The sequence below is a fragment of the Terriglobus sp. RCC_193 genome, assembly GCF_041355105.1.
In the GTDB taxonomy this organism is placed as follows: domain Bacteria; phylum Acidobacteriota; class Terriglobia; order Terriglobales; family Acidobacteriaceae; genus Terriglobus.
In genome coordinates this window covers 1,024,850-1,044,417 of sequence record NZ_JBFUPK010000002.1, presented here as the reverse complement: position 1 = coordinate 1,044,417, position 19,568 = coordinate 1,024,850, and the positions used below count along the sequence as shown (strand labels likewise).

Here is a 19,568-nt window from a genome sequence, read left to right as displayed (position 1 = left end):
AACTAACAGGGACAATGAGATTAAAGCGCATCCTGCAATTGCTGGTGACGGCCTTCCTTGGCCAGGGACTAACCGTGCTGATGCAGCTGTTAGTGCCTCCCTTCTTTCTGAAGTTTTACGGACAGGGCGTGGAAGTCTACGGCGAATGGATCGCGCTGAGCGCCAGCGTGAACTATCTGGGCACGCTCAACTACGGCGTGCAGACCTATGCCAACAACCAGATGACCATCCTGTTCACGCGCGGCGACATTCCCGGCGCAAAAGCGATTCAGGCAAGCGCTTTCCGTCTTCTGTTGCTGGTGCTGTTCGTGTTTATGGTCGGCGGTCTGATTGTCTTCGTGATTCCAGTGGCAAGCATGTTGAAGCTGCGCCACGTTGGTCCGCAGGCCGCGGCTCTCACGATGTATCTGCTGATCCTGCAGATTGGCCTGAATATGTTCTTCAGCCTGCTGACGAACAGCTACATGGCCGTGGGCCGCCTGCATCGCGGCAACTACATCTCCAGCGCGCAGCGCTTTCTCTGGATCATCAGCATGGCAGTGGGTGTGGCCATGCGCAGTTCGTTCCCGGTGCTAGCGGCGTTGCAGCTTGCCACGCTGGTGATCTTCACGGTGTATGCACTGTTCGATCTGCGCCATACAGAGCGCGTACTGGTGCCTTCACTGCGCGATGGTTCCTGGGCGGAAGTGGGCCGTATGCTGAAACCCAGTGGCCACTTCGGCCTGATTGCCATGGCAGGATTCCTCACATGGCAAGGCCCTGTCATTGTGATTCAGCGGGTTCTTGGCCCTTCCATGGTCACGCTGTTTTCGTTGGTGCGCGTGGTCTTCCAGATGTCGCGACAGATTCTTTCCATGGCATCGAATGTCATCGGGCAAGACATTACGATGCTCGTCGGCAAGTCCGACTGGGGCGAACTGCGGCGACTTTATGATCTGTCAGAACGCGTGGTACTGTTCCTGATTCCGGTGGTCAGCATTGGTAGCCTGCTGATGTGTCCGCTGCTGTTCCACCTGTGGCTGCATGACCGCATCGACTACCATCCTTATCTCTGCATTGAGATGGCAATCGTCTCTGCCGTGCTGGGCCTGAAGGAACACAAGACGCAGTTCCAGTCATCAAGCAACGAGCATGAGAAGCTGTCGACACGCATCTTCATTGGCTACGCGATCATGCTTGCCATCTCGGTATTCACCATGCGCACATGGGGCGTGGCCGGATTCATTATGACGTGGCTGGTGTGGGAGGTTCTGCAGACCGCGTATGTGGTCTATCTGAATCACAAGCTCTTTCCCGATGACGCAATGATCGACAACAGTCTGCTACGTCGCTTTGTGATCTTCATCGTGGCCGCATTCGCGCTCACTTCATTCCCCGCAATTGCAGCCGCACACTGGACATTGCCAGTATCCACCGGCGTTGCGCTTGTATCCACTCTGCTGCTGGCTGTGGCAGCGTATGCCACCTTCCGCATGGATGAACTGCGTGTGATCCTGATGAGCCGCTTCCAGCGCAATCGTCCCACGGAGGCCGCATAGTCATGCGCTCTGGCGTGGCACTGAGCAAGCTGCTGGCACGCATGCACCTGTGGTATCCCGCAGCCGTGGTGCTGGCACAGACACCGCTGCGTGAGCTGGATCGCCACTCCATTGGAAGGCTTTCGTATGCGTTGATGTTGTCGCACCGCATACGGCCCGGCAGCGTACATGCTCTCTTTCGGCGCATTGTGGAAGACAATGGTGAACGCTCGCCCGAACTCACTCTGGAACTCGCCGAGATGGCGACGCGCATCGAAGAACCGACCCTGGCCGATGACTTTCTGGAAGACGCGGAAAAAAACGCGACCGCTGCAGGAAATGTCTTCGTTGCCGACACAGCCCACAAGTTACGCGCTCTCTCCGATACGTTGCGAGACGGTTCACTCCAGGCGCACATCCGCGATGAGGTGCAATCGATTGCCGCCAGCAGCAATGGCCCACCCATTGTTCTTGTACCGCTAAGCGGAGGCTATCTTTCGCTGTTTGAACTGTGGATGCAACAGGTGCGAAAGCACATTGGTTCACGTGTTGTGGTGTTGGCTATGGATGACGCCGCACTGCACGCCACGGAGACATACGAGGACACGCACGTCGTAGATTGCCGCCGTTTCTTTGCGTGGAACGAAGGCAAGCTGCATCCGAAGACACGCGGTGTTTTGTGGCTGGTGCGTGCGCTGTACCTGCGCGCACTGATTGCAGCAGGCCACTCCGTGATGGTGCTGGATCTGGATGCGATCCCCGTTGGCGACGTGCTTCCTCTGCTTGCCTCGCTTCCAGATGCGGATGTGATTGCACAACTGGATCACAGCATTCCCATGGACGTGGATCGGGCGCTGGGCTTTGTTCTTTGCTGTGGCTTCATGCTGTGGAGGCCTACGGTTGCCGCACAAACACTGCTGGATCGCTTCGCCGCAGCAACGCAGGTGGAACGCGACGATCAGCTCGCGCTGAATCATCTACTGGTAGCGGATGGCGTAGTGGAAAAAACAAACGGAGCCAACGCGATGCGTTTCGGCTCCGCTGGTGTTCAGTTTGCCTGTCCCGATCCGTCGCTGGTATCACGCACGCTGCATACCGGCAGCGTGGTACGACACTTCCATCAGCAGGGTCAAAGCATAGAGCAGCTGCGAAAGGCCCTCGGACTCCCAACAAGTTAGGAATCCTTCCTTACTTCTTCGCTCCAACCTTGATTTCGAAGATGGTGGGCCACTGCTTGCCGGTGACAAAGATGCGGCCTTTCGCCTCGTCATACGCAATGCCGTTCAGCACACTCTCATCATCTCGTTTTTCCGTTGCGGGCAGGATGCCGGTAAGGTCCACCCACGAGATCACCTTGCCATCCTTCGGCGAAATGCGCGCAATGCGTTCCAGGTGCCACACATTGGCCCAGATTTCGCCGTTGATGTACTCCAGCTCATTCAACTGCTCCACCGGCTTATCTCCATCGTGCACGTCAATGTGGCCAATCTCCGCAAACGTCTCCGGATTGCGAAAACGCAGTGTCGCCGTGCCGTCGCTGGTGATCAGACGCTTGCTGTCACGCGTCATGCCCCATCCTTCCCCGGTGTAGGTGAAGGTGTGCAGCGGCTTCAGCGTGGCGCGGTCCATCACCACACCAATGTGTGTCTGCCACGTCCACTGCAGCATGTTCGGGCCCCAGTCCACAATGCCTTCGCCGAAGAAATTGTTGGTCATCTTCCGTTCCTGCAACACCTTCGCCGTAGCCGGATCCAGCACCTGGATGCCACTGCGGCCCTCCATGCCGGTGCCTTCATAAAATTTGCCGTCCTTGTACAGAAAACCTTCCGTATAGCTATCTGTGGAGTGCGGATACTTTGCCACGACGCTGTAGCCGTACACCGGCGCGACCGTGGCAGGAGCAGCAGGCGCTGCAGCGACCTTCGCAACAGCTTTCGGGGCATCGGTAGGGGCCGCAGATGGCGCGGAAGCTTTGCATCCACAGGCGGACACGAGCAGGAAGGCGGCGGCGGGCAGAAGGGCGGAAAACGAACGCATGATCACGACAACAGATTAGAGCCTGCTATGCCTTTTGTGTGAGCTTCCGTTGCGGGTGGAGCGTGTTCCGGCGCGACGGAGGACGCAGACATTGGTAATTCCAGGGCATAACAAGCCCTGCGCGGCCCCCGGGGTGGATGCAATCCCATAGATGCCGCACAATAGAAAGCAGAGAGGTCTTACCACCGTGATCCTGATCCTGATGGGTGTAAGTGGCACCGGCAAAACCACACTGGGCACCATGTTGTCGAAGGAGACGGGATGGCCGTTCCTGGACGGCGACGATTTTCATCCCGCAGCAAACAAGGCGAAGATGGCCGCCGGACATCCGCTGGACGACAACGACCGTGCACCGTGGCTGGCCATTCTGCATGGCAAGATTGACGAATACGCCCAGCGCGGCGAGGGCATGATCATGGCCTGTTCTGCGCTGAAGGCTGCGTATCGTGATGTGCTTCGCGGTGACCTTTCGCTGGACACGGTGCGTTTCGCCGTGCTGACCGCGCCGCAAGAAACCATTGCAGACCACCTGCACCATCGCGCGCATGAGTTCATGAATCCGAACCTGCTCACCAGCCAGTTGGCAACGCTGGAAGATCCTTCCGAAGACGAGGCATGGCACATCTCCGTCGCCGGAACGGCGCAACAATCACTGGATCAACTGAACGCGAAACTGCGCGAAGTGGGAGCCATCGCATAGCTCGGTCATTCTGAGTGGAGCGAAGAATCCCAGCTGAAACATCACCGCCACCGCATTCGAACCCTTCCGGGCACGAATGTATTCACCCGAATAGCGTGGGTTCTTCTGCCGGAACAGGCAGGCCGGGCTTGCCACCATCGCACACCGGGCATTTGCGCTGATGCACGCGGATACCCGCCTCACCGTACTCATGCCCACAGCCTTTGCAGCGCAGCACGTAAACGCTTTGGCCGGGGAGATCATTCACGGCACGCGATGCCTTGCGCACAACGGTCTGACCGTGGTGGTTTGTGGTGCCTGGCTCAACGGTGGCTGCACGCGGAGCGGAACGCGCTGCACGTGCCGGGGGAATATAACGGCGTAACTGCATTCCCAATAGGATAAAGATCAGATGTCCACAACGCCTACTTACGATTGCATTGTGCTTGGCGCAGGAGCCGCTGGAATGTTCTGCGCGGCGCAGGCTGGCGCACGTGGCCTGCGTGTGCTGCTACTGGAAGCAGGCGAACGCGCAGGACGAAAAATCCTGATCAGCGGTGGCGGTCGCTGCAATTTCACCAATATCCATGCGGGCCCCGCGAACTACCTCAGCGAAAACCCACACTTCGCCAAGAGCGCCCTGGCACGCTACACACCGCGCGACTTCATCGCGCTGGTGGAGAAATATCGCATTGCCTATCACGAGAAAACCCTGGGACAGCTTTTTTGCGATGGCAGCGCACAACAGATGGTTTCGCTGCTGGAATCGGAGTGCCGCAATAGCAATGTGGAGACAAAACTGCGAACAGCCGTGGAGCGTGTGGAACCGATCGACGGCGGTTTTCGCGTGCATACCTCCGCAGGCGAATTCACATCGCGCAACGTAGTGGTGGCAACCGGTGGACTTTCCATCCCGAAGCTCGGAGCTGCCGGGGTCGGTTACGACATTGCACGCAGCTTCGGCCTGCGCATTGTGGAACCGCGCGCGGCGCTCGTTCCCTTTACGTTGAGTGATACGGAACGCGAACGCTGGTGCGATCTTTCGGGATTGTCCGCAGAAGTGATTGCAACCACCGCACCACGCAAGAAGGGTGCGGCACCTGAGTTTCGCGAAAAGATACTCATCACGCATCGTGGATGGAGCGGCCCTGCCGTATTGCAGATTTCGTCTTATTGGCAACCAGGCGAAGCAGTGCTATTTGATCTGGCACCGAAAGCAGATGTATTCACGCCGATGCTCACAGCCAATTACCGTCGCGATGATGCCACCGCGTTTGCGCTGTTGCGTGCTCATCTTCCGCAACGCATGGCGGAACGATGGCTGTATGAAAATGCCCCGCCAGACTGGAAGAACACCTCCATCACCAGGCTTGAAGAACGGCTGCACGCGTGGCCGGTAACACCCGCAGGAACAGAGGGCTTTGCCAAGGCTGAAGTCACCGCAGGCGGCGTCAGCACAGCAGAGTTGGACAGCACAACGATGCAATCGAAGAAGATACCAGGGCTTGCCTTCATCGGCGAAGTTGTCGACGTGACGGGTTGGCTTGGCGGTTACAACTTTCAATGGGCATGGGCCAGCGCCCATGCTGCAGCAATGGCACTGTAGCTACTGCACCTTCAGTGTGAGCGGCACAGTATGCGTCACACCTGCAGCAGTTGCAGAAACGGTGATGGTATAGCTGCCCGACGGCGTGGTGCCACTGCCGCCAGAGGAGCCGTCGTCCACCATCTTCCTGCCAGAGCCGCAGCCCTGCACGCCTGCAAGAACGGTGATCGCCATGAACGCAAGGGCCATGCCACGTGTAACTCTTCGACGCAGGAACCACAACGGAAGTGGCACAAGCGACAGAAACAGCGTTGTGCCGCTAATGGCGTTTGCAGTGGTACCCGTTAACAACGTCACCGTCACAGTGCCCGTCGCAGAGAGATCACGATACTGCGGCGTGATGGTGCACTTGGTAGAAGCAGGCACTCCGGAACATGCAAACGCAACCGCATCGGAGGTATTCACAGACGGTCGCAGCAGCAGCGCATAGGCCGCACTCTGGCCATTGCTGATGGTCACAGAACTTGGACCGGTCGCGGCAAAGCTAAAGTCGATTCCCATGCCGGAAAGTTGTGTCGTTTGCGTGGCTGCATTGCTGGTGATGACGACGCTGCCCGTGCGCGCACCAGCACCATCCGGAAGAAACGCAATGGCCATAGAACAACTGCCACCAACAGGAATCGCGGCTGAGGTAGTGCATGTGCTGCTGCCAGAGACAATGCCAAAGTTTCCCGTCACCGCGACGGCAGAGATCAGCAGTGGCACGCCGCCATTATTGGTCAGTGTCACTGTTTGTGCCGTACCCACTGTACCGACACCAGTATTTGCAAAGGTCAGGCTGGAGGGAGAAAGAGAAACACCCGCACCGGCAATCGCGGTACCGTTGAGCACAACCGTCTGCGCACGTTGCACATCGATTATTTGTAAAACGCCAGTCAAAGCTCCTAAATGTTTGGGAGCAAACGCTACGCTGACAGCACATGACACATGCGCCGGCAATGTTGGGCCACACGCATTCACTGCACTGAAATCACCCGCGAGTATCTGTGCACTCAGCAACGTCAGAGGAACATCACCGTTGTTGGTAACGGTAATGGTCTGCGATGCGCTGTTTGTATTCACCACCTGCTGACCAAAGCTGAGCGCCAATGTAGAAAGGGTATCGGTGGCTTGAGCGGTTCCCACACCCGCAAGAGGAACGATCTGTGTTCCTGCGTCGCTGACAATCGTGAGCGTTCCGGTTCGCGAACCGCTTGCCGTGGGCTTGAAGACGAGAGAAACGGTGCAGCCAACCTGCGATGCCAGAGACGTCCCGCAAGTGTTCGCTTGCACGCTGTAGTCACCGCCGGATACGGAGATGCTGCCCAGCGCGCCACCGCTGGTACCTGTATTGGACACGGTAACGTTCGCGGTCGCGCTGGTGCTTCCAACAAGTTGCGTCCCAAAATCGACGGACGTTGGCATCAACGTAATGTTGAATGCACTCTTGCCATTGCCGGTGAGAGCCACGGTAGCGACACTGCCCGAAGTTCCATTGCTGTCGCTTGGGATGGAGATAGAGCCGACATGCGTGCCTGCTGACTTCGGTGTGAATGTCACGGAGAGTGTGCATGTACCACCACCGGCGAGCGAGACACCATTGCAGTTGCTGCTCACGGCAAAATCGTCTGTCACCGTGATGCTGCCCAGTCTTAACGAACTGTTGCCACTGTTGGTCAGCACAACATTGCGCACGGCTGTGGTGGTATTCAGCGCGGTGTCATAAAACGCAATGGAGGCGGGCGATACGGCAAGCGTTCCAGCTACGCCCGTTCCCTGCAAGGAAACGGAATGCAACGCATCCGCATCGGCAAGGGAGAGGATTCCGGAACGGGTACCCGATGCCGTCGGCGCAAAGACAACCGCAATGCTGCATGATGCTCCGATGGCCAGGCTGCTGCCACAGGTGTTCGAGGCCATACGGAAGTCGCCATTGACCGTTGCCGCAGCAAGCGTAGCTGCAGCTGTCCCGTTATTCGTAAAGGTTACGGTCTGCGCTGCGGAAGTATTGCTCACCGTAGTATTGCTGAAGCTGAGCAAGGAAGGCGTAAACGTCAGCGATGCACTTCCTTTACCGCTTCCAGTTAATGCCACGGTGTGCGTACTCGCGTTGTCTGCCAGCGACATCGTTCCAGCGCGCGCACCATTGGCGGCGGGCACGAACGCAACCGTGACAGTGCAGGTGGCGCCTGCGGCAATACTGTTGCCACACGTAGTCGCGGTAACGCGGAAGTCGCCGGTTGCTGCCGGGCTCGCAAGACCGATCGATGCATCTCCCGTATTTGATACGGTGATCGTCTGACTTGCACTTTGGCCCAGCAGCACCGTCCCAAAATCAACAGCGCCTGGCGACAGCGATACCGCAGCCTGTCCCTGCCCGTTTCCACTCAAAGTAACTGTGCGCGTCCCCAGCCCATCCGTCCAGGCGAGCGTTCCGGCGCGACTACCCGAAACAGTCGGAGCAAAGGTGATGGATAACGCACACGTTGCACCCACCGCCAGGGAGGAACCGCAGGTATCTGCGGCGATATGAAAGCTGCTATCGCCGCTGATGCTTCGCCCATTCAATGCGAGTGCAGCCGTTCCGGAATTCGCAATCTGCACGGTTTGCGCCGGGCTGACACTACCGATGCCCACATTACCGAACGCCAGCGTGGAAGGCGAAACAGCTACCTGCGCTGTGCCGCGTCCCGTGCCACTCAGCAGTGTGGTCGCAACGGCACCGCTCGACGCCGTATCGGACATGGTGATGAAGCCATTTCGCTGTCCGTCCACAGTGGGTGAAAAAACCACCGTAAGCTGGCAGGAAGCACCTGCGCCTAAAATCCCATTGATCGCCGCGGTGCAGGTATTTGCCGTGACACCGAAATCTCCGTACACCTGCGTGATCCCAAGATTCATTCCATAACCCGAGGAGTTCGTCACGGTGATGATCTGGCTTGGAGACGTGCTGTTCACATTCGTCGTGGGAAAGGTGACCTGCAGAGGCATCACAAGCGATGGAGAGATCAGCCCCAATCCAGACAACGCAATCGAGTGACTTCCTGCATTGTCGACAAAGGTCATGCTGCCCGTTCGGACTCCGGTTCCCGAAGGAACAAAATAGGCGATGATCGTACAACTGCGTCCGGCAAAAAGAACCGTATCGCAGGTATTGCTATGTGCGCGAAAATCTCCCACGAATACCGGACCACTTAACGTGCTGGACGCGGTTCCGGTATTCGAAATGGTGAACAGGGCGACCGTCGCTGAGCCAATGGCCGCACTGTGGTAGACCAACGACGTTGGAGAATACACAACATTCGCTGTACCAACACCATTGCCACTGAGAAATATCGTGTTGGTTCCAGCGTTATTTGTCAGCGTAAGACTGCCGTTATTGGCGCCATCCGCTGTTGGCGCATAGGCAACAGCGAACGTGCATGTCGAGCCTGCATCCAACGTGGTACTACAGGTGCTGGCAGTCACACGATAATCCGCAGTAAGGACCGGCGTATTCAGTGTTGCTGCAGCAGTGCTGGCATTGCTCACCGTGATCGTCTGCGATGTGGAAACGGCGTTCACCGCAACATCGCCAAAGGAGATGGACGTTGGCGAAACCAAAACTTTCGCCACGCCTGTAGCAGTTCCGGCAAGCGCCACGGATGCGTAGCCACCCGGAAGATTCGCCGTCACCTGCACTGTGCCCGTGATGTTCCCCGCAGCGACAGGGGCAAAACTAACCGTCAGGGTACACGTGCTATTGACCGGCAGCGAAGTTCCGGAGCAGGTATCCGTCTCCACGAATCCTGCGCTGGGTGACACGCCTGTAATCTGCATGGCGGCTGTGCCAGTGTTCTTAAGTGTGACTGTCTGCGATGCACTGGCCGTACTCACAGCCTGGGTGCCGAATGTGAGCGACCCAGGCGAGAACGTTGCTGCCGGAGCGCCTATTTGACCTGCTGTGAGCAGGGGGACTTGCCAGATGCCGCGACCATAAGTGCCGGCACGGAGCACACCCGTTATGGAGCTCCCGGGGATACTGATACCCGGTGAGGCAAACAGCGATGTCACCGGCGCATTCGGCAACGACGTACCGTAGACGCTCCAACATGCCCCCGTGGTTCCGGTCACTGTTGCGACGCAAGTGGTCACATCCTGCGCCACGTACACCCCCGTGTCCATCGCAACGTACACCACCGCCGGATTATTCGGGTCAACCGTGACGGCATTGGCCGGTGCATTCGGTAAATTCGCCGAGATATTCAGCCATGTGGCACCGCCGTTCGTGGAGCGATACACATGTGGATAGCCAAAGCCCTGGATCGTCGCGTAGACCGTCAAGCCTGTGGGGTCACTGGGGTCGACGGCAATGCCGGACACATCCACACCACCTGCGTTGAAGCGGCGAGAGGTGTCATTGGTGACGGCGTTCGTGGTCAGATCGGTCCACGCAGTCGACGATCCCGCAGTGGAAGCCGATGTCGTGCTGTAGATATGCCCCGCAGAGATAGAACCACCATCCAGCGTGCCACTTAACCCTGCATACAGAACGGACGAACCGCTGTTCTGCGATGCGCTGCTGAACTTCGCCTGTCCGCCTGCTGCCAGGGAACGAATCGTCGTATCACTACTATTGCAAGGACTATGTACCGTACTGCCCATCGGCGAACTGATCGCGTTTGAGGTGCTCCACAGGCCACCGCCATCTTCCGGCCCGCGCCACACACGGCATGTGCCCACCAGCGCATTGGTGTTCAAGCCGGGGTCAAGCAGAACAGGTGGATCGGTAAGCGATGTGTCTCCACTCACCTGCGAAGATCCGATGGTCGCGGGGCCACTGAAGTCCGTCGCGGTACAGAGCTTTCCGTTGGTGCATGCGTGCAGGGCCACGCCCGCGCCTGCCTGCAACAACCAGTTGCGACCGCTGCCTTGATCAATCGCCACCACACCGCTTTCAGCAGCATTCAACTGCGTCCACGGCGCAATGGAAGAGGCCTGAGCCAAAGTCGTACTCGCGGCGCTACCATTGGCACCCAGCGCCACAAGAAGCACGCTCGCATCGGCTGGATCCGATGCCATTCCCGAGACCTCCGCAAGCGACCCCAGCGAACCGTTCAGGTTGTCAAAGTGCGTGGCATCGTCAGCACTGCATACGCCTGCCTGCTGCCGCACACCATCCAGCGACCGCCAAAGACCACCGTCGTTGCCGAAGAACATGGTGGGCGTGGCAGAGTTCGCCGCATTCACGCCCCACGCCACTGCATGTTGCGCAGGAGCCACTCCAGCAGGAGCCGCACAACCTGTAGTTGCGTTGGTCGTATTGCGCAGCGAACATCCGCCGGACAAGCTGCAACGATACAGATCCGATGTTCCCAGGAAAAGCAGCGTGTCGCTGGTGGAAAGCGATGTGGCTGCAGGAATCGCTGCCAGCGTCAGGTTGTAATCGCCCTGCGGAATGCTGCCACCGCTCTCCACGGCGGAGGTATCAATCTTTGTTGCCCACGCCACCGTTGTGGACGCGCAAGCCGTGCCGGATTTCGCGCAGGCATCCTGCCATAAACCCTGGCTACCGTTGTTCGAATCGACCGTTACAGCAAACATGTCGCCCGACGTGGGCTGCACGGTTAACGTGCCCCGAAAGAGGGGGCAGGACAGCAGACCATAATCACCCGGACGCGAGGGACAGTTTGCCGTCGTCAGTCCGACGCCGGGCTGATTCGTCATGCGTGTCCACGTAACACCGTCGCTGGATTCGTAATAGCCGTGCAAACGAATCGCCGCATAAAACTTCTTGCGGATGGGATTCCACACGACAGACGTAGCTGCATTGCCGCGAAAGCTGGTGAAGCTGGTGGTACGGTTCTGCACGATGGTGCTGCCATCCTGAATGGTGGCAAGCGTCCACGTCTGACCTCCATTCGCAGAGTAATAAAGACCGCGCACGCCCGGATAGTTGGTGGCGCGAACATTCGCAGCCTCTGCCGACGCCGATACCGCCGCCACCACCAGTTGCGGAGACGAGGTACTCCATGCAAACCCGGCAATGCCCTCACCCACGAACGAAGCACTTCCTGCCGTTTGTATCAATGACCACGTCTGGCCGTTGTCCGTCGACCGGAGAACGCCCTCACCGTAGTAGCTGTCCAGCGCATCGTTCGGGTCGCCGGTTCCCGCCAGGATCACACCGGTGCCACCCGGCTGCACAGAGACGGCGCCAATGGACAGTGAAGGGATTGCCGACGTGCCGGCATTTGGCGAAAACACGGAGAGCGTATCAGTCAGCGGTGCAAAGCTGGCCGGGCTGGAAGCAGCATTCGTACTCTTCCAGACACCACCACCGGAAGTCCCTACATACAGCGTGTTGTTACTGGCATCATTCGGGTCCAGCGCCAGCGACGTGACCCGCCCTGTAACCAGCCCATAACTCAGCGACTGCACCTGGACCGGACCGACCGCGATCCACGGCGTTGCCAGCGAAGTAGCCTGTGCCTGAACCAGACCAACCTGTTGCGCCTTTGCCGATACCAGTGCCGCTGCAGGCGAATCCCCCTGCGCCATCTGATGCGACTGGACAAACGCCCTTGCCCTGCGGGCAGCCGCGGCAGGTTCTTCCGCCGCCGTTCGCGCACGCATGGCCTGTGGTGATTCCAATTGCTGGCAACGCACCATGCTCCCGGAAAAGGCAAAAAGGAGCGCAGCCACCGGCAGGCAGCCCATGACAGACCACCGCTGCACACATCTCAAGTGGGCTGTTGCATCTTTCCACAACGGCAAAGTACGAAATCCCCTCAAACAGGAACCTGGTGATACGCAAACGCGCATCAGTGCGCGTTGCACGGCATATGCCGCAACCCAGGGATACCTGTGAGAGAACTCTCAGTTTCAACAGCCACTGAAAGCAGAAACGGGGCAGCTACCCGCCCCGTCTACAGCTCTTATGGCCGATGGTCTACCTTGTTTGCCCGCTGATTCTTAGCAGCGAACAATCTTTGGTGACTGAATATGACGCGTGGCGTTTCTCGAATCTACCACCAGCTTCGCTTCCGCAACAATCGTTTCCATCTCATATGCCGAGTGGTCGGTGGCAATCAAAACGCAGTCAAATTCGCTAACCCGCTCCAATGGCGTGGATTCCATGTTCAGAGCGTATTTCCGACCGTGTCCCACTTTGGGAAAGAAGGGATCGTTGTAGCTGACGTCGCATCCCAGCCCCTGCAATTGCTCGATGATGGCCAGCGACGGCGACTCGCGCAGATCATCCACATCCGCCTTATACGCCACGCCTAGCACCAGCACCTTCGCACCCTTGGTGGCCACGCCGCGAGCATTCAGCGCACGCGCAACCTGCCGCATCACAAACACCGGCATGTCCTCATTGACCTCACCCGCAAGCTGGATGAAGCGTGTGGTGAAGCCGTATTCCTTGGCCTTCCACGTCAGGTAGAACGGATCGACCGGAATGCAGTGACCGCCAATGCCAGGGCCGGGATAGAACGCCTGGAAACCGAAAGGCTTGGTGGCCGCCGCATCGATCACTTCCCAGATGTTCACGCCCATCTTCATGCAGAGCTGCTTCAGTTCGTTTACCAGCGCAATGTTCACGCTGCGGTAGATATTTTCCAGCAGCTTGGTCATCTCGGCCGTGGCAGGCGACGACACCGGAACCGTCTTCGTAAAGATAGAGCCATACAGGGCGCAGGCGGCCTCCGTGGCCGTCGCGTCCATACCACCCACCACCTTCGGAATCTCGCGACGCGGCGTGATCATATTGCCGGGGTCTTCGCGTTCCGGCGAAAACGCCACCAGGACGCCATCAATCTGCTCAATCTCTTCGGGCGGAGCAATCTGCACATGCACGCCGCGCTCTACGCCTGCATCGGTGAGAATGCGCACCACGATCTCTTCCGTCGTGCCGGGATAGGTGGTGCTCTCCAGCACAATCAGCTGGCCGGCACGCACATAAGGCGCGATCGCATGGACCGTCGTCTCCACATAGCTCAAGTCCGGTGCGTGATGCTCCGTAAGCGGTGTGGGCACGCAGATCAGCACGGCATCCATCTCTGCAATGTGCCGGAAGTCTGTCGTCGCGCGAAATCCTTTCGCCTGTGCCGCGGCAATGTGTTCCGGCTCAATTCGCCAGATGTAGCTGGCACCACTATTCAGCGTGTCGACCTTCTTCTCATCCACGTCGAAGCCGGTCACGCGAAAGCCTTCACTGGAGAACAGCAGCGTGAGCGGCAAGCCCACATAACCCAACCCAATGATGCCAACGCGGGCCTGGCGGCTTTGAACCCGCGCACGCCATGCTGCCAGCGTGGTCACTGCGGGAATGCTTCCGCCAGTTGCGGGTGTCTGTACGCTATCTTCCATGTTGCCTGTCGCCATGCTGCTCCTGGGTACACTGTTTCCGCTGGCGAACTGCGCCCGGCGAAACCGTCACCAAATACTTTCCCCATTGGACACCCCCGCCGCCCTGCAAGTTCCGCGCCACGGGCTGCCAAATGCCGCCAATATTTAAGGAAAATTGAAACGAAAGGGTTAAGACCTGTGATGGTGCTGTTCGCAATACCATGCGACGGTGCGCTGTAGACCTTCTTCAAAGCCCACCGACGGCGCATATCCAAAGGCCTGGCGCGCCGCCTGGATACTTGCCAGCGAATCCTTCACATCGCCGCAGCGTTCCGGTCCATAAGCAGGCTCCAGCCTGGATTTCAGAAGTCCTGCGATGACGCGATAGGTTTCATTCAGCGTATGACGTTCGCCACAGGCAACATTGAAAACCTGCCCGGCAACCTTGTCCGCCGGAGCTTCACTGGCCAGCAGATTCGCCTGCACTGCATTCGCAACATAGGTAAAGTCGCGGCCTTGTTCGCCATCGCCATAAATCGTTGGCCGTTCGCCCCGCTGCAGTTGCAGGATGAACTTCGCCATGACGCCGGAATACTCTGAATTCGGCACCTGCCGCGGTCCGAAGATGTTGAAATACCGCAGGCAGACCGTCTCCAGCCCGTATACCTGCCAGTAACTCTTCATGTAGAACTCGCCCGCCAGCTTCTGCACCGGATAAGGCGCAATAGGCATGGGCACCATCGTCTCCACACGCGGAAATCCCGGCTGATTGCCGTACGCAGAGCTGGACGCCGCATACACAACGCGTTTCACACCCGCCGCACGCGCCGCCTCCAACACCTCAAACGTCCCTTCAACATTCGCCACATGCGAACTGCGTGGATCTTTCACGCTGCGCGGCACGCTGGGCAGCGCGGCAAGATGAAAGATCACATCGACACCGCTGACGGCTTTCGCCAACGCTTCACGATCCGTCAGCGAGGCTTCCGTGAACTCAATGCGGTCGCGCACCCCGGCAAGGTTTTCCGCACGCCCGGTCGCAAAGTTGTCCAGTCCACGCACACGCTCGCCGCGCTCCACCAGCGCGTCCACCAGGTGAGAACCAATAAACCCAGCCGCCCCTGTCACCAGAACCGTTCTCATTGCCATTCAGTATCGCAGCAGGGGCATGGCGCAATTAATGTGCAACTTTGAGGTTGCGCAATTCAAACCGCGATGCCATAGTTATTGCAACCGGGAGGTTGCGTATATGCAGGACTGTATCGACAAGGAAATTTTCATTGAAGCGCCCGTTTCACGGGTATGGAAGGCTGTAACCAGCGCGGACGAATTCAGCGCATGGTTTGGTGTGAAGCTGGAATCACAGTTCGCCGAGGGCGCCGTGATGGAAGGCATGATCACAAGCCCGGAATACAGCCACATCCGCCTGAAACTGACGGTGGAAACCATTGAGCCGGAGACGCGCTTTGCCTATCGTTGGCTGCCCTATGCTCTGGATCCCGAGGTCGACTACTCCAGCGAAACACCCACAACCGTCACCTTTCACTTCACACCTGCCAATGGCGGCACACATCTGCGCGTGACAGAATGCGGCTTCGACAAAGTGCCGGAGTGGCGTCGGGAATTGGCCTTCAAGATGAACAGCAGCGGATGGGAGCAGCAGGTGCTGCGCGTCCAGCGGTATGTCCTGACCGGCTCGCCCAATGCGTAAACCAGCCGCAGCCGAGCGGCTACGCCAGCAGTGTGTCCCCATCTTTGCGGCATTGGGCGATGCCACACGGCTGTCACTGCTGTCGCGACTGGGCGAAGAGGGCGAACAATCCATCCAGTCGCTGACGCAATCGACCAGCGTAACCCGGCAGGCCGTGACCAAACACCTGCACGTGCTGGAACGCGCCGGACTGGTGCGCTGCCGGGAGCAAGGTCGTGAGCGGCACTATAGTCTTACCCCCAACGCGCTGGACAGCGCCCGCGATTACCTGGAGGCCATCGCCCAACACTGGGACGACACCCTGATGCGCCTCAAATCGCACGCTGAACGCAAATAAGTAAGACAAAACAGCAAAAAAAGTGTGCTTTTCCGATACGAAATCATGCAAAAAAGCAAAAGTTCAGATTCTGGCGAAGGCACGCTATAATCAAACCTGTCTCGCCGTTCCGCGCTGTTTATGCGCGTTTTGAGCGCGCAAGGCTCCGCGGAGAGTTGGCCGAGTGGCTGAAGGCGGCGGTTTGCTAAACCGTTATAGGGTCAAAAGCTCTATCGGGGGTTCGAATCCCCCACTCTCCGCCAGTCAGTCTCAGTTTGTGTTCTCTGTCCCGATAAAATCGCAAATTCCGCCTGAAATTGCGCTGGAGTAGGGACTAAACAGTTAGTAGAGCGCTTCTGACACGATTAAGGCCTCTACTCGAGCCTTCACTTCATCGCGGATCATTCTTACCTCAACGAGTGGCAATCCCTTCGGGTCACGGAGTGGCCAATCGTCTCGTCGCAGACCAGGCACATACGGACACTTATCGCCACAGCCCATCGTGACAAGAAGTTGGGCGTCCCTCGCGAGTTCTTCGGTTAGCTTTTGCGGTCTGGCTGAGCTCAGATCAATACCAACTTCCAACATGGCGGTTTGCACGCCGGGATGAACACTCGCACCAGGCTCTGTCCCCGCGGAGAGTGCATGGGCCCTTTGCGGGTTCGCAAGGCGGTTGAAAAATGCGGCTGCCATCTGCGATCGTCCAGCGTTATGAACACAGGCGAAGATTACTTTGAACATCTTGTCTCCCTCGCTGCTACGGGCAGCATCCCGGTGGGCAGCACGGTACGCTCGCCTCTATCGTGGGTATTTGGGGCTTAATAGCGTAGATTTTGACGCTTGATGCCGCGGCGTTGACATCATAGTTGCTGAGTAGCTCAGCCAACTCCGCGTGCAAGTTCGGTTCCGGAGCCGCAGGCGAGCAGCAGCATCCTTCCTCCATCGCAGGTGAGCAACAGCCAGATTGGTTTTCAACTTTGGCGTAGGCGTTGAGATCTGCGTCGCTATCCACAATTTCTACGTGACCGAAGCCAGCAGCCAGCAGACCCGCACGGTAGTCTTCGATCTGGATCGCTCCTCCGATGCAACCAACATACGCGGCCATGCTTCGCGCAATTGCCTGGGGCAACTCACCCTTGAGGGCGATATCGCTGATGGCGAGACGACCGCCCGGCTTCAAAATACGGGCAATTTCCCGAAAGACTGCGGGCTTGTCCGGGGCAAGATTCAGTACGCAATTAGAGATGACACAATCCACCGAACCATCCGGCAGTGGGATATTGTCAATCGTGGCTTGAAGGAATTCGACGTTGGTATATCCGCCCGATGCCGCGTTGACGCGGGCGCGATGAATCATCGCCGGAGTCATATCAATACCGATTGCACGGCCCTCCGGGCCAACTTTCTTCGCAGCAAGAAACACATCCAAGCCGCCGCCGGAACCAAGATCGACGACAACCTCACCAGTTCTCAAGTGAGCAGCCGCAGTCGGGTTGCCGCAAGACAGCCCCATATTTGCTTCGGCTGGTATTGAAGTGAGTTCTTCCACCGAATAGCCAAAGGCTTCGGCAACTGACTTGACGCCTTCATCCCTGGTCGAGAGTGTGCTCTCCGCAACCGCACCATACTTCGATCGAACCGATTCGAGAACATCTATCATCTTCCACCCTCAAACATACATGCTTAGGCGAATATATGTCTTGCAAATACATTCGTCAAGGCATATATATAAAACATGGCTCGTAAACAGTTTGACCTGCCGCGTTTCTTCCAGGCTCTTGGCGACATCACCCGCCTCCGGCTCCTCAACCTGATGGGAGATCAGGAGGTCTGCGTTTGCTACTTCGTCGAGATTCTGGATGCTCCTCAGCCGAAGATATCCCGACATCTTGCGTACCTGCGGAGCGCTGGCATCGTCTCGGCGCGGCGTGAGGGCAAATGGATGCACTATCGCATCGAGATGCCTGTGCATGCAGGAGCCGCCCAGATTCTTCGACAGACTCTCGACTCGCTGAAAGACGATAAGTCGATGCAGGGCGATCGATCTCGGCTGAGTAGAGCATGCTGCTCTCCTGCCAAGTACGCCCTTAAAGGTGCACCGCTACCAGCCACTGTTTCCGATGCCTGCTGCGAGGTTTGCGAATGACTGCAATTGCGACACAAGGGCGCAACTGTGCTCCAGCGCAGCGGAAACGCTTATCTTTCCTTGACCGTTACCTGACACTTTGGATTTTTCTGGCGATGGCAGTGGGAGTAGGCATTGGGCACTTCATTCCCGGTTCCGCTGCTTTTGTGAATAGCTTCCAGACCGGGACCACCAACATCCCCATCGCTATCGGCCTCATTGTGATGATGTTCCCGCCGCTAGCGAAAGTGCGCTATGAGAAGCTCGGCGAAGTCTTCCGCAATCGTCGCATTTTAGGTTTATCGCTACTTCAGAACTGGGTGATCGGCCCCGTACTGATGTTTGCGCTCGCGTTGCTGTTCTTGCGAAGCGAACCAGCCTACATGCGTGGACTTATCCTGATTGGTATTGCTCGCTGCATCGCAATGGTATTGGTATGGAACGAGCTTGCCGGAGGGGATACCGATTACGTTGCAGGCCTGGTCGCAATAAACAGCATCTTCCAGATGCTCTTCTACAGCTTCTATGCGTGGGTGTTTCTGGCTGTCGCTCCAACGTGGTTTGGCCTTCAAAGCAGCGTGGTGCATATCGGTATCAACCAGATTGCAAAGAGTGTTGGCCTATACCTGGGAGTGCCGTTCCTAGCCGGTTTCGCGACGCGATGGCTACTGCTCAGAACCAAAGGGGAAGAATGGTATGCCACTCGCTTTCTGCCACGAATCAATCCACTCTCGCTTTTGGCGCTACTCTTCACAATCCTGGTCATGTTCTCACTCAAAGGAGACCTGATTATCCGTCTGCCCTTAGACGTTGTGAGGATCGCGATTCCGCTGATGATCTACTTCATCATCATGTTCCTGATCAGTTTTCTGATGGGATGGCGACTGGGCGCTAACTACTCACAGTCAGCCACCCTTTCCTTCACCGCAGCCGGGAACAACTTCGAACTTGCGATAGCGGTGGCCGTGGCGGTGTTTGGCCTGAACTCTGGAGAAGCATTTGTTGGAGTCGTGGGGCCATTGATCGAAGTCCCAGCGCTCATCGGACTTGTCCACGTGGCTCATCGACTGCGTGACCGCATGAGCTGGAATCTTCCCACGTAGACAGTGACCAGATACGACGCTTCATCGCAAGACTCGGATGCCTATGACACTTCTAAAGTGTCTAAGCTTGATACAGGCCGATACGAAACGACATGCGAAACGTATCGTGAGAATCCCTCACTCTCTCCGCCAGTCAATCTTTCCTTGTCTGCGTTGCCAGCAAT

At 57.7% G+C, this 19,568-nt stretch carries 15 protein-coding genes and 1 tRNA gene; 9 read left to right on the top strand and 7 right to left on the bottom strand.

What is annotated here, in order from left to right:
• Positions 1-14 precede the first annotated feature (14 nt).
• Both AB6729_RS13075 and AB6729_RS13070 read left to right on the top strand, forming a co-directional pair.
• Positions 15-1,538 carry a lipopolysaccharide biosynthesis protein gene (locus tag AB6729_RS13075; protein WP_371082062.1) on the top strand — a complete coding sequence of 508 codons (1,524 nt, stop codon included), beginning with the start codon at positions 15-17 and terminating at the stop codon, positions 1,536-1,538.
• Positions 1,539-1,540: 2 nt separating this feature from the next.
• Positions 1,541-2,695 carry a putative nucleotide-diphospho-sugar transferase gene (locus tag AB6729_RS13070; protein ID WP_371082061.1) on the top strand — a complete coding sequence of 385 codons (1,155 nt, stop codon included), beginning with the start codon at positions 1,541-1,543 and terminating at the stop codon, positions 2,693-2,695.
• 10 nt (positions 2,696-2,705) lie between these two features.
• On the opposite strand, the gene AB6729_RS13065 is transcribed toward AB6729_RS13070, so the two are convergent.
• Positions 2,706-3,554: a glutaminyl-peptide cyclotransferase gene (locus tag AB6729_RS13065; RefSeq protein ID WP_371082060.1), complete on the bottom strand. Its 849-nt coding sequence runs from the start codon at positions 3,552-3,554 to the stop codon at positions 2,706-2,708.
• A 151-nt stretch (positions 3,555-3,705) separates the two neighbouring features.
• On the opposite strand from AB6729_RS13065, the gene AB6729_RS13060 reads away from it, so the two are divergent.
• Positions 3,706-4,254, top strand: coding sequence for a gluconokinase (locus AB6729_RS13060; protein WP_371082059.1), 549 nt, complete (start codon positions 3,706-3,708; stop codon positions 4,252-4,254).
• An 82-nt stretch (positions 4,255-4,336) separates the two neighbouring features.
• On the opposite strand, the gene AB6729_RS13055 is transcribed toward AB6729_RS13060, so the two are convergent.
• Positions 4,337-4,624 carry a hypothetical protein gene (locus tag AB6729_RS13055; protein WP_371082058.1) on the bottom strand — a complete coding sequence of 96 codons (288 nt, stop codon included), beginning with the start codon at positions 4,622-4,624 and terminating at the stop codon, positions 4,337-4,339.
• Positions 4,625-4,645: 21 nt separating this feature from the next.
• Here AB6729_RS13055 and AB6729_RS13050 point away from each other — a divergent pair, with 21 nt between their 5' ends.
• Positions 4,646-5,839 (top strand): NAD(P)/FAD-dependent oxidoreductase, encoded by a 1,194-nt coding sequence (locus AB6729_RS13050; protein ID WP_371082057.1) that lies wholly within the window; start codon positions 4,646-4,648, stop codon positions 5,837-5,839.
• Here AB6729_RS13050 and AB6729_RS13045 read toward each other — a convergent pair whose 3' ends face one another.
• From AB6729_RS13045 to AB6729_RS13035, 3 genes are all read right to left on the bottom strand, one after another.
• Positions 5,840-12,433: a choice-of-anchor D domain-containing protein gene (locus AB6729_RS13045; RefSeq protein WP_371082056.1), complete on the bottom strand. Its 6,594-nt coding sequence runs from the start codon at positions 12,431-12,433 to the stop codon at positions 5,840-5,842.
• A 339-nt stretch (positions 12,434-12,772) separates the two neighbouring features.
• Entirely contained in the window at positions 12,773-14,185 is a 1,413-nt protein-coding gene (locus AB6729_RS13040; protein ID WP_371082055.1) for a nucleotide sugar dehydrogenase, read from the bottom strand.
• 153 nt (positions 14,186-14,338) lie between these two features.
• A complete protein-coding gene (locus AB6729_RS13035) occupies positions 14,339-15,292 on the bottom strand; it encodes an SDR family oxidoreductase (RefSeq protein WP_371082054.1) in 954 nt (317 codons plus the stop codon).
• Positions 15,293-15,398: 106 nt separating this feature from the next.
• Between AB6729_RS13035 and AB6729_RS13030 the strand changes: the two genes are divergently transcribed.
• From AB6729_RS13030 to AB6729_RS13020, 3 genes are all read left to right on the top strand, one after another.
• Positions 15,399-15,860 (top strand): SRPBCC family protein, encoded by a 462-nt coding sequence (locus AB6729_RS13030; protein ID WP_371082053.1) that lies wholly within the window; start codon positions 15,399-15,401, stop codon positions 15,858-15,860.
• Positions 15,853-16,197 carry an ArsR/SmtB family transcription factor gene (locus AB6729_RS13025; protein WP_371082052.1) on the top strand — a complete coding sequence of 115 codons (345 nt, stop codon included), beginning with the start codon at positions 15,853-15,855 and terminating at the stop codon, positions 16,195-16,197. Before AB6729_RS13030 ends, AB6729_RS13025 begins: the two co-directional genes overlap by 8 nt.
• Positions 16,198-16,346: 149 nt before the next feature.
• Positions 16,347-16,439 (top strand) — tRNA-Ser (locus AB6729_RS13020).
• Between the two features lie 79 nt (positions 16,440-16,518).
• Here the strand turns inward: AB6729_RS13020 and AB6729_RS13015 are convergent.
• Together AB6729_RS13015 and arsM are read right to left on the bottom strand one after the other, a co-directional pair.
• The gene (locus AB6729_RS13015; RefSeq protein WP_371082051.1) at positions 16,519-16,917 is read right to left on the bottom strand and encodes an arsenate reductase ArsC; all 399 of its coding nucleotides are present in this window, start codon (positions 16,915-16,917) and stop codon (positions 16,519-16,521) included.
• A gap of 16 nt (positions 16,918-16,933) precedes the next feature.
• The gene (gene arsM / locus AB6729_RS13010) at positions 16,934-17,836 is read right to left on the bottom strand and encodes an arsenite methyltransferase (RefSeq protein WP_371082050.1); all 903 of its coding nucleotides are present in this window, start codon (positions 17,834-17,836) and stop codon (positions 16,934-16,936) included.
• 75 nt (positions 17,837-17,911) lie between these two features.
• On the opposite strand from arsM, the gene AB6729_RS13005 reads away from it, so the two are divergent.
• The gene (locus AB6729_RS13005) at positions 17,912-18,322 is read left to right on the top strand and encodes an ArsR/SmtB family transcription factor (RefSeq protein WP_371082049.1); all 411 of its coding nucleotides are present in this window, start codon (positions 17,912-17,914) and stop codon (positions 18,320-18,322) included.
• Entirely contained in the window at positions 18,319-19,404 is a 1,086-nt protein-coding gene (arsB, locus tag AB6729_RS13000) for an ACR3 family arsenite efflux transporter (RefSeq protein WP_371082048.1), read from the top strand. The genes AB6729_RS13005 and arsB overlap by 4 nt, the downstream gene beginning before the upstream one ends.
• Positions 19,405-19,568: the final 164 nt, after the last annotated feature.